Here is a 14,910-nt window from a genome sequence, read left to right on the forward strand (position 1 = left end):
CATGACTCCAATCGTCGACTTTGGCTTTTTCGATCTTGGTGTTCCTTTTACCCGGAACAAACCAAGTCATGCGCCAATCTAATCATGCATACACATAGACTAAGCTTAAGCTTGTACTCTCAATCATTTTCAATAGTCATGAATGCTCCCCCAATATAACTGCCCGAGCAAGCACTAATATGTGATACTCATTTAGTTAAAAGGAGGTTTCAAAAATTGACACGCTTTTGGATCGTTTCTCGCAAGCAATTGCGAATTGGTGCAATTGTATTCTCTGCCATACTGGTCGCCGCAGCGTTCTGGCGATATGAATCCGTTCGTTCGGAGCAGGCCGTAGAAGCCGATCCCCAATCGACCCGAATTGTTTACATGGTGACCGGAGAAGTGAAATCCAAGCTGGAAAATGGCAGTGAAATCGAAATGTATCAATTCATACCCGGAACGGTTCATGCTAAAGCCGGTGAGCGTGTAGAACTGCGCATACGAGGGGGTAACGGCATAAAACATGATTTCGAAATCGAAAGCATGAATCTAAAAGGAAGCATCGAGAAGGACAAGGAAACCGTAATCACCTTCACTGCAAAGGAAGGCGTCCATCGCATCGTCTGCCTAACCCATCCGGATATGAAGCATGAGGGCCCGATGGTAGGCTATATCGTAGTAGATTCCAAATAGCGTGTAACAAGGCACCTAGGTCGGAGACCTGCATATGATGAACATAAATATGCAGGAAAGGAGTCGTCATCGATTGAAAGCCCCGAAGGAGCGCCATGCAAGGCCTCTTCCTACCGCCAGAAGAATCCGCCGTGCCTGCAATAATGAATTGTATCGAACCATTAAGCGAATGAACGTCTGGATTCCCGAGGATCTTGTCCAGCAAGGAGAACAATTATATTACCGCAAGGTAATCGAGAATTTGATCTGGATTCATGAGAATGGAGCCAACCGCAAGAAGCTGTCCGATTGGTGGGACGAGAATGTATCCGCCGAGTTAGCTGCGCTGTGGAATGTGGATCAGGCCAAATTATCCGCAAGCTTCCGGAAATCATTCGGAGGCTAGCTTTTTCTAATTTACCCAAACTGTCGGCTGCCCTCCGTGCAGCCTATTTCTATTGTCTTTGTTCCACCGGAGCTCTCGTAGACGTGCCAATTGGATTCAGTATATGATGATAAGAAATAGACGCTAAGGAGGACTTCATCTTGAGAAATATCGTATGTGCACTAGATTTGCCGCCTGAACTTCTGGAGCACGTTCGGATCACTGCACCAGGCTTCAATATCATTGCTGGACGAGCTAAAGAACTGGATCGTGACGTGTTCCGCCAAGCTGAGGTCATATTCGGATGGTCACCCGCCGTCAAGGAAGAATGTTTCTATGATGATTCCCCGCTTCGCTGGATTCAGCTATGGACTGCCGGGGCGGATTATGTACCGATGGACGCGCTTCGCAAACACGATATCACACTCACAACTGCTGGAGGCGTGCACCCGATTCCGATGATGGAGACGGTATTCGCTATGCTGCTTGGCTTTACACGTAATCTTCCGCAAGCGATTCGCAATCAAGCTCGCCATAACTGGGACACGAAAGGAAAGTTTACGGAGCTGCACGGCAAGACGATGGGGATTATCGGTGTCGGTCAAATCGGTACAGAGGTTGCACGAATCGCCCAAGCTTTCGGTATGCGTGTCCTAGGTGTCCGCCGCTCTATTCGGTCGACTGATCATGTAGATAGCCTGTATACAATTGAGCAGTTGAATGAAGTCCTGCCTGATTGCGACGTAGTTGTAAATATATTGCCGAAAACCTCACAGACGGTGAACTTGTATGATGAAGCTGCGTTTGCCGCCATGAAGCAAGGAGCGCTGTTCATTAACGTTGGCCGCGGGGCATCCGTGAAGACAAGCGCACTTACCGACGCTTTGAAAAATGGCCATCTTGCAGGTGCAGGCCTTGATGTGTTCGACATCGAACCGCTGCCGGAGGATCATCCATTATGGTCCATGGATAATGTTATCATCACCCCTCATATCGGGGGCAATACCGATCAACTGAAGGAACGTGCTGTAAGGCTGTTCCTTGAAAATTTGAAGGCCTATGTTGAACATGGACAGCCTGCCCGCAGTATTGTCGATTACGATAAGGAATACTAAGAATAAGTGAAATCAAGCTTCTCACGAACAAAGACCGATCCAAAAGCGGTAATGGCTCAAGGATCGGTCTTTGGGCTATGTTAGGGAGATTAGCCGATAACGGGAAATGCTTCGACACCTGCCGGTACGCTGCGCATTCGGAACAATATTCCTCATAGTCGAAGATTTGTATCCGAAGCCTGCATTCGTTAAGGTTTACATTTTGTTAAAAGCGAACGACTCCAAATCTGTCGAAGGGACTTGTTTCGAGCACCCTGCCGTTCACAAAGACACGGGCAAAAAATCCATTCGTTCTGAAAGGAACTCCATGAGACTGAACCTACAATACCGTGAAACAATGTAAAATCGGCCCAAGTATTCGCGTCCTGTTGACATACTTTACGCGCCTAGACAAGCGTGTTGTCGAGCGTTTTGGATCCTTCTGCGGCGGTTGGATTCACGGTAGCTTCTTCATCATCGTCTCCTCTTTCGTCCATGAGTTACTTCCCTAGTAACGTATGTTCGCAGAGAGGTGTGCGTGTGGGCATGTATGTCAGCCGCCTATAAACTACTGAATCATCCTGTATGAAGCAATGGAGCCATATGCACGCTTCGCTTCCTCTGTCAGCGCAAAGCGTTTATCGTTGGCAGGCTTGTGCATTCGCTGAACCAGCAGCACTTCCGATTCGTAGCGGCGATACAGTCTGCTCGCCGCGGTCGCATATAAAGCTGCTTGTTCGCGATTCGCATCGAGATGCGCCGCGAGAGCCAGCTTCTCAACCGCTTCGGTCTGCAGCGTGCGATCGAAGCGGTCGCTGCTTACTGCCGCCTCCCACCAAGCGGCGGCGTCATTAGCGCGGCCCAGGCGTATGCTTGCCAGGGCGAGCGCACGATAGAGCCCCTTGCCGTCGCGTTCATAGCGCAGCCCTTCCTCCAGAAGGGCAAGCGCTTCCCGCGGAGGCAAGGTGCGGCTCACGGCGATGCGAAGCGCCGTGTTCGCAGGCGCCCAGCGCAGCGCGGCCTCTTGCTGCGCATGCGCACGGGCTAGGCCGGCAGCGCCGGTGGCCCTGTCGGCAGCAGCGCTGGCTGCCGCGGCGAGCTGTTGTGCCACAAGGTGGCACGAGGCGAGCACAACTGCGGCTGCCAATGGCACGGCGAGCAGCAGTGCAACGAACTGCTTGCTGCGATTCGTGTCCGTATGCCGAGCCATAAAGCATAGTCTTACCGCTTTGCTGTTCATGTTCGCTGCGTCGTCATACATGCCAAGCGTTAGAAATGCAGCGAGCAGCAGTCCGACAAGCCCATAAGCCATGTCAAAATCAAGCAGACTATGTGCCAGCACCATTGCTGCTGCCATTCCCCACCCAGCATGCCGACGCCATACCATAATCCATGCTGCAATCAATAGACTGACGACAGCCAGAGTCCATACCAGCCCGACATCAAGCAGCATATCCAGGAGGCTGCTATGCACTTCCTTCCCCACATATGGCTGGCTCTGTATGCGGCTGAACTGCTGCCGCCATGCATCCCCCCCTGACCCGAACCATGGATGTTCCCTCCACAGCACTAGCGCATCTTTGTAGAACATCGTGCGTGCACCAGCAGTGGCATAATGATCCGTAATCCGGCTGCTTGCCCCTGTAGGCAGCAAGTAGCTACTGCATAGGAGCAACAGCAGCATGATCGCTGCAAATAATCCGCTTTGCAGCCAGCGAATCCGACTCCGATACAGCAACACCCCTCCAAACAACATAATCGAGGCAATCCAAGCAACCAATAGAGGAAGCGGCAGCCAGCCTTTTCCGCTTTGCCATATGGAAGCACTCCAGGAGGCAGCCGCGAATGACCATGCCCCAAACCAGAGAAATGTCAGCACATAGGCAATGCGATGCCCTTGCGCCCTCCATATTCCGACTGCCCATACTATACTGAACACGATCCAAGATCCTCTCGATTCACTAAGACCAAGGACGGCTAGATGAGGAACAAGCGGGACAGCTATGATCAGCCATTGCTTGAAAGAACGACGTGTCAGCCCGTTCACCGATGCTCGAGCTTGAAGCGCTATGTATGCCGTTTCGTTCAGATGATATAGTGCAAATGCCCCCGCAAGCACGCCAAGTGTATTCGGATATTGGACGATCCCGCCTAAACGAAATCCCAACGCCGATAATTCCGAATTTCCACTCACCATCACACCGGATTCATTCGGCACCCATCCGTACAGCATGCTAAGCGCGCTGATACTGATCAGAAATCCGACAAACAGCAATATACCTGTAATATTCCTTTTGGCCTGATTCCCCCCTCTGTTCAGTACAATGGCCAGCAGCACAATCCATGCCAACAACATGGCGTTTCGAATAAATTGCATCTGCGTGCCATATACGGTCGCAGGCCCTAGGGCCCAGTTTACGGAATATCCAATCATGAGGAGAAGCGGATACATGAGCGGAAGTGGAAGTGCCGCTTCCCAATTCGATTTCCATTTGACAAGCATGCCTGCCGATACCGCACATAGAAGGAGCGACAACACAAGCACATCGCGATCATAGAACAAGCCCTGCCGCCACAACGCAACAAGCAGTACAGCAAATAGGATTCCGATTCCTATATACAAGATAACTAAATTGCTGTCTCCGTCTCGTTGAAAGCCCGCCTTCATCAACACCCTCCCTCCTTTCTCGATTCTACCAATTCTATATCTATTATGATGGACAATCAAAAAGAAGGCCAACCCTATAGTTGACCTTCTGTCTATAACACTTCTAATTCGTCAGCAGTGCCATTACAATCTTGGCACGGACGAAATTATTATCACCCTTCGTGAACAGCCATTGCTGAGCGTCCACTATATTATAGTTCGATTCCCCTCTAGCAGCAGCCAGCTCCTTCAGTTCCCGAATGACCTTTTCTTTTCCTGTCAGTTCAATGGCATGTTCCAGCTTTACCGTGGATCCATCATATTGATAGAGACCGTATTTGCCCGCTTTAAGCTCCTTAGATTGACCACCTTGTTGATCAATAACGAACTTTAGGCTGCCCGCATTTGTAAGCTCCGCCTTCCGTGCGTCCCCCACAGTCACTTGCTGTTCAAGCTCTGCTTGCGTAGGGAGATATGTCGTGAATGGCGCCATATAATATTCCCCGTTATTAGCTAGCATCATTTCAACTTGGTTATCCACTTCAGGATATGTACCGGCAATCCCTACAGCAAGCGGCTTGCTGATATGTAGTGCAAGTTTGCCATGAACGGTGCCTCCCCGTTTATCATCAGCATCTATGATAAGTTCGTCTTCTCCCTCTGCGGAAAGCATTGGGCTAATCAAGATCTGATCACCGCCCAGCAGACTAACTTGCACCTTGCCATTCTTAGACCGTATAGAATAGAATAGCTCATCATTATCCGGATCAGTAAATAGATGCTCTATTGAAATATTTGTCTCTACACCTTGCAAAAGCTGCAATGGAGCCTTGGGATCCGGCGTAAATGCAGGTTCTTGGTTCACTTTAAAATCTTTATAATAGGTCGCTGTTACGGACTCAGTACCGACCTTTGTCGTCAACTTGAATACCCATCTCTCATCCCCAGCCTTCATAGCTATAGCTGAAAATGGACTGCCCGGTTTACTTGTATCTTCACTTACTGGACTGAAGACACCGTTGTTAGACGCGTATTGAATCTGTCGATCGTTGGTTTGGCTCCAATCAGCATCAAATAAATCTCTAAAACTAATGATCTCAGCAGAATAAAGCTGCTTATAGCTATCTTTATAGTCATATTCATTAATAAATTTGACCGTTGGAATCTGGATCGGTATTGCCGGATCCGTTACCGTTACCGTAAATTTATGATAGATATCTTTCCCATTGGGCTGAGTCCATTTGTATTCGACTGTGGTTGTACCTGCCTTGTGAGGATGAATGACATACTGCTGCTGCGGCAAATCAACATCAACAAGCGCAATCCCGGGATCAATATTCGTAACTTGCTGATACGTAACTCCTACAACAGTTGCCGGAATGTCCCTTCTATCCTCTTTATCCTTCACCAATGGCTGGTACGGAATTTTTTGAATCACTTTATCCGGAAAACGATTATTTACCCTCGCCGCAGAAGTTACTGATGGAAAGGCGCTTACTAGGAGCGCGATGCCGATACACCAGGCTAATATAATTCGTAAATGACGAGAAGCAAGCTTCAAGCATCTCCATCTCCTTTCTCTCCTACCATTTCATATCTATGTACCTGAGAAAGTATACACTATTCTGGCACGTTATGGGCGAGCTATTTTTGAATTATTTGATTTACGATCAATATGAAGCTTGATCTGTTCCCGCATAATAAATGCACGCAGCGAACGGAACGCAGAATCACTGGTCACCTGCAACTTAGCGCCATAGAAAGTATCCTCTTCGCGCATCATCGTGCGAATAATTTTCAATCGGCAAGGCACAGCAAAGCCAAGCTGCAATTCAGCTTCTGCTTCGCTCCCCTCCTCTAATGGAAATGCTCCTGTCATATAAAATCCGACGCCATTCAGGCTAATATCTTCAATTTGAATCGGTATCGGCGTCGGCGTAATTGCTATCCCCTCTGTCGGTCGTGGCGGCAATACATATCCATGCTTCCGTACCTCAATCCGCGGATACAGGCGTTGATCTGTAAATTTACGCTGCTGATGCGGCGGATGAATAAGCAGCAAAGAGCCTTCATGCCGCGCTACCGCCTGGGTATGAAAATTGAAGATGCCCACCGCTGAATAAATGGTCACCTTCAGTGATTCTCCAAGTTCAAACCGCTCGAACTCAGGCAGTTCTACCTCCATGACATCACCTTCTAAATAAGACAATACTCCCGTAGCAATACAATTATCTCCCTCAAGCACTGTACGACTGTGCAAAAGCGACATTAGCAAGTACTCCGGAGTATCTGTGACATAAGCTCCCGTCATTGACTGTCAACCTCCTAGGTTTTTCGTTTGCAGTACAGCCTATTGTTCCGCTTTGTCCCCGCTCTGTTCGTCCATCCTGCTCATGCTGTTCGGATCGAGCGGACATAGGCGTCCTGCATATTCTATTGCGACAACGTAATCTGCCCTGATCGATTACCGATGTATTTCCCTATGACGGGCATTGACATGTTATGTTGCCTAATCCAATTCTCCTATTCCTCTATATCGTCCGATTTCAATGGAATTTGAAGAGAAACATGTTGTTAGTTGTCCCAGGAGACGCCTTAAGTACGCAAGTGTGAACCTGTCTTCCTTTCCCTTACACCACTGCCCGCTCCATGTAAAATGGAAATGAAAAAGAACCCTCTAGAAGACTAGAAGGTTCTTTGGATTTGAATGATCGATATTTACATCGTTCGCTGACAGCCTCGTACTGCGAGCAGATCTTCCAGCGCATGCTCTAAATAAGGATCTGCCTTTAAAAACTGTCTGAACGTCTCATATTCACGCCACATCTGTGGATCGGTCTTTGACTCTTGCCCATCAGATTCTTCTGTACGAACAGCACGAATAAGAATATTTTTTGGTGTATGCTCCATGTCTATGAACTCGAGCAGTTGCGTCCGGTAGCCAATACAATCAAGCAACTTAGCCCGCAGCCCATCTGTCGCGAGTGCACTGAACCGCTCCTTTAAAATACCGTGTCTTAACAAAGGCTCCAATACACTCTGCTCAACCTGACGGTTCAGTTCATGCTGACAGCAAGGCACGGATAGAATCACCCGCGCTCCCCAGCGGACGGCCTTGTTCAACGCTGCATCTGTTGCCGTGTCGCATGCATGCAGTGTAACCACCATATCGACCTCATCGGTTCCTTCATATTGGGCAATATCACCCATCAGGAAGGATAGTCCTTCATAGCCTAGACGTCTTGCAAGCGCCTCGCACCGTTCAATAACGTCCCGCTTCAGATCCAATCCGACAATGTGAACGGGAAGCTTGGATTCTACATGCAAAAAATGATACAACGCAAATGTCAAATATGATTTACCACAGCCAAAATCAATAATGCGCACTGTGCGGTTACGCGGAAGATGCGGCAACACATCTGCCACCATTTCTAAGAAGCGGTTAATCTGCCGGAACTTATCGTATTTCGCTGCGATAACATTGCCTTCCTTGCCCATAATGCCCAGTTCCACCAAGAAGGGAACCGGAACACCCTCATTCAGTACATATTGCTTCTTCCGGTTATGCGACACATCTACCTTGCGCACAACTGCAGCTTGCTTGCGAATCGTAACCTTGAATTTCTTGCTGATCAATACCTGGTAGTCGCCCTCTGTTGTCCGCAGCAGCCCCTGCTTGAATGTGGTCTCAAACAAAGACATCATCTTTACAGCCGCTTCTGTTAATGGTACATTATCGTGCGTTACCTTGTTAGCATAATGGTATTCGAATTGAATCTGAATTTGCCCGCGCAGCCGCACTGGTTTGACCAACACCTTGGTGTAACCTTCTTCCGGCTTGCGCCGCAGCTGGCTGAGCACCGCACTGCTCAATATTTGTTCCTGTACCACTCGTTCGACTAGCTTTGTTAATTGTTCCATTTTGTTAACCCCTACCGTTCCATATGCAATGCTGTAATCTTGCTAATATCCTCTATGCCAGTATGAATCTCCTCCCGGCTTAAACCGCCCTCTAGCAGCAATTCATCTGACATTGCATCCAGCCGTTCGTAAAATTGCAAGGCTTGTGCACAGCGATTTACTACCTGTTCTGGTTGATGCATCTCTGCACGACGCAGCCATATGAACAGAGAGTCCTCCGCGTCAGCCAAACGCCCTTCCCGTTCGAACCAGCGCCACATCTTTTCTCGCAGACGATCATCGATATGATAGCCCTTGATTGCCTGATAAATCGAATCCATCGCCTCCTGTACGGGAAGCAGCCTTCGATCACTGCCATGTGCAGTTGCCTCTATCAGCAGCTCGTAAGACTTCATCAATCTTCTTATATATAACGTCTCTTCCGTCCCAGCTTCCAACGTACTTTCTCCATACCGCGGCACTTCGGTAGCCCCATACGGCAATGCTGCTTCATTATTTCTGCTGCGTTCCCACTCCAGCTTAGCCCGCTCATACAGCACGATTGCCAAGGCTTGTATCTCATCCGCATGCAGGCGTTCTCCTGTCCGGAACAGCCGCATAATGTCCTCTGCCTGGAGCTTATCAGCAAGTTCTCCGCTCATACGGAAACGGCGCTGCAGCAATTCATCCCACTCGACAATCAGTTGTTCACGCTTTTTCTTCTCCCTAAGTCCAAGCGCTTGGCCAATCATGCGAGTCATCTCTTCAATTAATCGGAGCAAATAATCCCTTTGGTGCATGACAGTCACCTCGGTTGTGAATTAGATCGAAAGACAATATAGGAATAAATCGTCGGGACGAAAACCGATGTCGCTACTGCTAGTAAACCAATATATCCGTCCCAACGAACAGGCATCAGCCAGGCCCCTGTACATGCAAGTAAGCCTGATAAAAACCAGACCTTTCCTGCCAGCCGATGCGTACTGCGCCATACCTGCTCGTTGGCAAGCGTCCACGGTGTACGGATACCAATAAAATAGTTGAAGCGAACGCGCCCAAGCATATTGCCAAGGAACATCCACAGCAATCCAAGCGCAGTCAAAATCAGGGATTGGACTGGAATATCGCTAACGAAATAATAGCCGATCATGATGCCAAATATGGCCTGCAGAAATACAGACAATGCCCACCCGAACCATATGTATGTCGATTCGAATTTCTTGTAATTGTGCTGCTGCGGATCTGCTCGTCGAAGTAGCGGCATAAGTACGGGGACAAGAATTAAGATGGCAGAGAAGATCGTAAACGCTATCGTCTTCTCCGTTGTGCCGTCAGGCTCGCCATGGAAGTTAAAATGGGATACGACCCTGTCCGGAAGCTTTGGATATGCCAACCACATCAATCCAGTTACGATCACATTGTACACTAACAATACAAGGAATGCCTTTCTCTCCGGATTTTGATTAGGCAGCTTCATTGGTCATCACTCCCTCTTTTATCCTGATATGAAATAATATCAAGAAACCAGCCAAGAGCCTCCTGCAATACGGTTGTGTTGAGCGAGTACCATATATGCTGGCCCCGCCGCTCATCGATAATGAGTTTAGCCTGCTTCAGCCCATTCAAATGATGAGACACGCTTGGCTTCGTCATACTGAAGTGTTCAGCGATATCGCCTGCCGTCATGTCCTTATCCTTCAGCAGGGTAATAATCTTCCGCCTCGTCGGATCCGCAAGTGCTTTAAACGCCTCATTCATGCCAAAGCCTCGCTTCATGTCAATATTTTCGTGAATGCAACATCCAAAAAGTAAGTCAAGTATAGCGAAAAAGGGCATCTTCCTCAAGTGAAGATGCCCTTAACGCCTTATCGCCCATTTATTCTGCATCTACCGGTACATTTTCCGATCGTTTAACGAAATACCTTCGTCAAATACGCATGCAGCGCATCCGCTAGCGCCATTGGTGTCTCCATCATGCTCATATGGCCCGCCTTCTCCAGTGTGACTTGAGAAATATGTTCACCGCTGGCCGTAAATGCTTTCTCTTGCGTTACAACTTGATCATTCTCCCCTGCTAATAATAGTACAGGAATACGGGAAGCCTCCAGTACTGCAGTCCGGTCAGGGCGTTCTTTCATCGCCAGTGCTGCCCCAGCAGCCCCTTGCGGTGGAGTGCCGTAACCAATTTCCTTCGCCTTGTTCACTTGTATCGCATACTCATCGAAATGCTGCGGTGCGAACAGCTTCGGAACCAGCCCATCTACAACAGGAACAATGCCTTGTGATCGCAATGTCTCAACAACAGACAAGCGGTTCTTCTTTCCTTCTTCGGTATCAGGCAAGCTGGTGGAATGAACGAGCCCAGATCCCTTTAATCGGCTGCTAAAGCGCTGAGCGAATGACAGCGCAATATATCCGCCAAGGGAATGACCAAGCAGCACAAATTCTGTAAGCTCAAGCTTATCGGCAAGTGCAAGCACATCATCTGCCATTTGCTCAATCGTATATGCGCCTACTGGTGAATCTGACTTGCCATGCCCCCGCAAATCAGGTGCAATGACGCGATAGCTCGTCGCCAGCATCGGCATAAGTTCTTCCCAGTATTGCGAGCTTCCGCAATAGCCGTGAAGCAAAATTACAGCAGGCCCTTCTCCTTGCTGCTCCACATTCATCGTAAAATTAGGATCTACCTGAATTCTTGCCATGTCTCATCCCTCTTTCATATAGGCGCACTCACTAAAAACGCAAATTTTCATTTTACGCAGAACACACCGAATTATGCGCCTTTTATTACCATTACATAAAATTTTCAAAAAAGCTTGTCCAAAGCATTCTTTCATTCCAAAAACATCCATACATATATAGTATATTACACTACCCATATATACCCGAATCAGCAGCCAGTTCAAAGCATCGCTCATACCAGTAATCTGCGACTTCATACAGATGGGGGGTGAACGATATGCAAGGGTTCGAAATTTTCTTCGCCACGAGTGCATTTATTCTCGGGTTAGTTCAGCTCATTATTAAGCTGACGGACCGGGAAACCAAAAAATGATCCGTTCCCCTAGAACGGATCGGTACAGCATCTAAACATACATGCATATGAACCACATGATGGAGGCGGCGGGTGATCCGGCTCCATCTTTTTTTGCCCACGACATCATTTGTATGGAAGATGATTCGGATTTATGCTTGGCTGTGGAAGAAATGATTCGATGATCGCCCCCGCTACATCGTCTGCCATCTTCATAACGTGATGCAAGGATGTGGTCTGTAGGGTCCAGTATGGCTTCGGTCCGTTCACATTCACGACACAGGCTATGCTGTACTGCCCTACTGCCGGCATATCCGCACCTACCGATTCTGCTGGCTGTAAGGAGGAATAACTAACTAGATATTGTCCAACAGAGCCCGGATGCCCTAGACAAGCGTCGATTGCAATCGTCACTTCCTCCTTACGCAAAGAAGAAATACGGAATTCCAGATTTGTGGCATCGCATGGCTCCTCCATGGTTCCAATCACCTTCAAGCCGCTTTGTGCAAGGCGCGATCCAACCAAGGGTCCGAGCGCATCACCTGTAGACCGATCTGTACCGATACAGATGAACACAACTTCCTCTCCTTGATGCTCGCTGGCAACCTGGCGCAGCCATTCACGAAGCCGTTCAATGGTGCAGCGAATTTTTTGCCCGCTCTGTTCATATACCTTATTCATCTTTCCATTGACTTGCATGGGCAAAGGCTCCTTCTAATCATTGTACTTAATGATTCATTCTACTGTACATCCCCACTGATGCCAAGCGGTGTGCGAACACAAGAAAAAAGCAAGCGCATCAAGAGAAGCCGCATTGAAATAAGCAAGAACATGCATTTTGTTTCCTCTTCTTTCGTGATACAATACGGACATGTTGAATAGGACGTTATCGAGCATAGCGTCTAAGGAGGAGAACCATGATTACCAATGAAAGAACGCAAGCCAATGTAGAGATGATGATTGATGTGATCAAGGATAAATTAAAGATGGCTACAGCAGCAGCTATGCAGTCCTCTGCGTTCTCCGTAGAGCAATATGATGACATTAAGGACATTTACGATATCATTATGAGCAAGCCTGCCTTCAGCATAAGCGAAGTTGAGGCGATTGTGTCCGAGCTTGGCAAATTGCGCCGCTCTTAATCCACTAACCTGATCGCACCACCGATTATCGGATGAATGTAAAAAACAGCTCCCAGCACGGACTGCTTAGCAGAGCGGATTGGGAGCTATTTCTTATTTTACACCGTTATCGTATTAAGAGACGCTCGCAATGCACGCAAGCGCTCAGGATCGATTGGCGCTAAGGCATGACCGCCAATGCGTACATTCGAGCCGAAGTGAACCTGCTTCACTCCAGCCTTTCTTACAAAATCAACTACCGACTCTGCTGTAAGGCCGCTTCCGGCCAATATTTCAAGCGATGAACCGGCTGCTTGGACCATTGCCTGGATACATGCAAGTCCTTGCAGCGCACTTGGCTCGCCACCGGAGGTCAGCACGGTTGTTACCTGCGGATAAGCCAGCAGCACATCCAAGGCTTGAAGCAGGTCGCTGGATTGGTCGATCGCACGATGGAAGGTCAGCGGTATCTCGCCGGCTGCATCCAATACCCGTTCTAGCAGTTCAGCGTCTACTTTGCCCTCTGGTGTCAATGCGCCAAACACGATGGCATTCGCTCCCGTCTCTCGTATTAAGCGAATATCACGCAAAATCGTTGCTTGATCATCCTTATCATATACGAATGAGCGGCTGTGCGGTCGCACCATCACATTAACCGGAATGCTGACAGAGGCGACCGCCTCTTCAATAAGCCCAAGACTGGGGGTCAATCCCCCTTCTGAAAATGCAGTTATCAGCTCAATGCGATCCGCTCCATGCAGTGCTGCTTCCTTCACTTCTTGCACAGTTGTTCCGATAACCTCTAACAGTATGGAATTCATAAGCTCACCTCTTCTGCAATGTCATGCTGCAACCGATTGTGCGTCATCTCGATCACTTTAATGCTTGGAGCTGGAATACCGCCTTCTGCTCACCGACTATGCGACCGTTGTCGTTCAGAATTGTACCTGGGAACACTTGACGGATACGCTCTATCGTTGACTTTTCTTGATACCCGATCTGCTCAAGTATGGAACTGACAATAAGTGACCATTCCTCATCTGATCCATCCGATACCTTGAACGCGAATCCTAATCCTTCATTGCGCAGCCCGAAAGCGAATATTCCTTTGAAGCCGCCTTTGGCAACGATATTCTTGTCCTCCATAAGCAGCGAGTCAATTCGATTCGTACCGCCAACTAATAATGGATGCTCCTGCATCGCGTTTCGAATCCGCTCAGCAGCCGTACGAGTCGCTTTATCCGCAATGAGTTCAGGACAGGCCATCTTCATATATGCGGTTGCCAACCCTTGAAGTGGAAGTGCATATACGGGGAAGCCGCAGCCATCGGTACCTGCATGCATCTGTTCAGGAGCAATGCCAGCCATCTCACTAATTGTACGCGTAATTTCCAGCTGTGCCGGATGGCTTGGCTCCGCATACGTATTCAGATCCCAGCCCATCATATGGCTCCATGCAAGTACGCCAAAATGCTTCCCGGCACAATTATGGTACGCTCTTCGGCGCTCTCCGCCATTGCGCAAATACTGCTCTTTCACTTCTTCGTTCAGTGGATAAGAGGGGGAGCAAATCAGATGCTTCTCTTCAAGCCCTGCACATTGCATAATGTGCTCCATCGTATCAATATGAATGGATTCTCCCCGATGAGAAGCCGTCATGAGTGCCAAATCCCGAGATGCCAAACCATAATGCTCGAGTGTTCCGCTTCGCACAACAGGGATAGCCTGCAACGGCTTTCCTGCTGAACGCAGGAACATCGGTGTATGTATATCCCCAAGCGCATATTGAGGCTGCATTTGGCGATCAACACCACAAATTGCTCCGCGATGCTCACACTCCAACCAGCCGTTACGTGTTTCCTCCACTAAACGTTCATTCATGGTCGTCTTCCTTTCATTCTTCCAGTTGCAACAAAGCATGGAAATATGTTATTGATATTACATATTTACCTTTTGTCCCTATTTCGTACATTAAGAAAGATTATCGGACATCTTGTAATGTAAACATACACCCAAAGGAGAAGTGTTGACAACTGTGAATCAACAATATCGAGGCATTACGCCAGAAGCAA

The 14,910-nt window shown here is 48.4% G+C and carries 15 protein-coding genes; 4 read left to right on the forward strand and 11 right to left on the reverse strand.

Translation table 11 applies throughout. From position 1 onward, the window contains the following. Nucleotides 1-216: 216 nt before the first annotated feature. The 3 genes from PAV_RS00780 to PAV_RS00790 all read left to right on the forward strand — a co-directional run bounded on the left by PAV_RS00780 (nt 217) and on the right by PAV_RS00790 (nt 2,154). Nucleotides 217-675, forward strand: a complete 459-nt coding sequence (locus PAV_RS00780; protein ID WP_005542771.1) for a cupredoxin domain-containing protein — start codon at nt 217-219, stop codon at nt 673-675. 73 nt (nt 676-748) lie between these two features. Next, complete coding sequence (locus PAV_RS00785; RefSeq protein ID WP_040735083.1) at nt 749-1,060, forward strand: hypothetical protein; 312 nt, start codon at nt 749-751, stop codon at nt 1,058-1,060. Between the two features lie 140 nt (nt 1,061-1,200). Then, nucleotides 1,201-2,154: a D-2-hydroxyacid dehydrogenase gene (locus PAV_RS00790; RefSeq protein ID WP_005542775.1), complete on the forward strand. Its 954-nt coding sequence runs from the start codon at nt 1,201-1,203 to the stop codon at nt 2,152-2,154. Between the two features lie 547 nt (nt 2,155-2,701). On the opposite strand, the gene PAV_RS00800 is transcribed toward PAV_RS00790, so the two are convergent. The 9 genes from PAV_RS00800 to yyaC all read right to left on the reverse strand — a co-directional run bounded on the left by PAV_RS00800 (nt 2,702) and on the right by yyaC (nt 12,416). Then, nucleotides 2,702-4,801, reverse strand: a complete 2,100-nt coding sequence (locus PAV_RS00800) for an O-antigen ligase family protein (protein ID WP_005542776.1) — start codon at nt 4,799-4,801, stop codon at nt 2,702-2,704. 103 nt (nt 4,802-4,904) lie between these two features. Then, a complete protein-coding gene (locus PAV_RS00805; RefSeq protein WP_005542777.1) occupies nt 4,905-6,341 on the reverse strand; it encodes a hypothetical protein in 1,437 nt (478 codons plus the stop codon). 72 nt (nt 6,342-6,413) lie between these two features. Further along, complete coding sequence (locus tag PAV_RS00810) at nt 6,414-7,091, reverse strand: PilZ domain-containing protein (protein WP_005542778.1); 678 nt, start codon at nt 7,089-7,091, stop codon at nt 6,414-6,416. A gap of 407 nt (nt 7,092-7,498) precedes the next feature. Further along, a complete protein-coding gene (locus PAV_RS00815; RefSeq protein ID WP_005542779.1) occupies nt 7,499-8,701 on the reverse strand; it encodes a class I SAM-dependent methyltransferase in 1,203 nt (400 codons plus the stop codon). A gap of 11 nt (nt 8,702-8,712) precedes the next feature. After that, nucleotides 8,713-9,480 (reverse strand): DUF6483 family protein, encoded by a 768-nt coding sequence (locus PAV_RS00820; protein WP_005542780.1) that lies wholly within the window; start codon nt 9,478-9,480, stop codon nt 8,713-8,715. 5 nt (nt 9,481-9,485) lie between these two features. Next, nucleotides 9,486-10,157 carry an SdpI family protein gene (locus PAV_RS00825; protein ID WP_005542781.1) on the reverse strand — a complete coding sequence of 224 codons (672 nt, stop codon included), beginning with the start codon at nt 10,155-10,157 and terminating at the stop codon, nt 9,486-9,488. Then, the gene (locus PAV_RS00830) at nt 10,154-10,438 is read right to left on the reverse strand and encodes an autorepressor SdpR family transcription factor (protein ID WP_005542789.1); all 285 of its coding nucleotides are present in this window, start codon (nt 10,436-10,438) and stop codon (nt 10,154-10,156) included. The genes PAV_RS00825 and PAV_RS00830 overlap by 4 nt, the downstream gene beginning before the upstream one ends. Nucleotides 10,439-10,590: 152 nt before the next feature. Then, nucleotides 10,591-11,385 (reverse strand): alpha/beta fold hydrolase, encoded by a 795-nt coding sequence (locus tag PAV_RS00835; protein ID WP_005542800.1) that lies wholly within the window; start codon nt 11,383-11,385, stop codon nt 10,591-10,593. Between the two features lie 458 nt (nt 11,386-11,843). Further along, a complete protein-coding gene (gene yyaC, locus PAV_RS00840; protein WP_005542804.1) occupies nt 11,844-12,416 on the reverse strand; it encodes a spore protease YyaC in 573 nt (190 codons plus the stop codon). A gap of 218 nt (nt 12,417-12,634) precedes the next feature. Here yyaC and PAV_RS00845 point away from each other — a divergent pair, with 218 nt between their 5' ends. Beyond that, nucleotides 12,635-12,859 carry a DUF1128 family protein gene (locus PAV_RS00845; protein WP_005542806.1) on the forward strand — a complete coding sequence of 75 codons (225 nt, stop codon included), beginning with the start codon at nt 12,635-12,637 and terminating at the stop codon, nt 12,857-12,859. A gap of 98 nt (nt 12,860-12,957) precedes the next feature. Here PAV_RS00845 and PAV_RS00850 read toward each other — a convergent pair whose 3' ends face one another. Beyond that, nucleotides 12,958-13,659, reverse strand: a complete 702-nt coding sequence (locus PAV_RS00850; RefSeq protein WP_005542809.1) for a copper homeostasis protein CutC — start codon at nt 13,657-13,659, stop codon at nt 12,958-12,960. A 52-nt stretch (nt 13,660-13,711) separates the two neighbouring features. Next, the gene (locus tag PAV_RS00855) at nt 13,712-14,719 is read right to left on the reverse strand and encodes an asparaginase (protein ID WP_005542810.1); all 1,008 of its coding nucleotides are present in this window, start codon (nt 14,717-14,719) and stop codon (nt 13,712-13,714) included. Nucleotides 14,720-14,910 lie beyond the last annotated feature (191 nt).

The organism is Paenibacillus alvei DSM 29 (genome assembly GCF_000293805.1).
GTDB lineage: Bacteria > Bacillota > Bacilli > Paenibacillales > Paenibacillaceae > Paenibacillus_B > Paenibacillus_B alvei.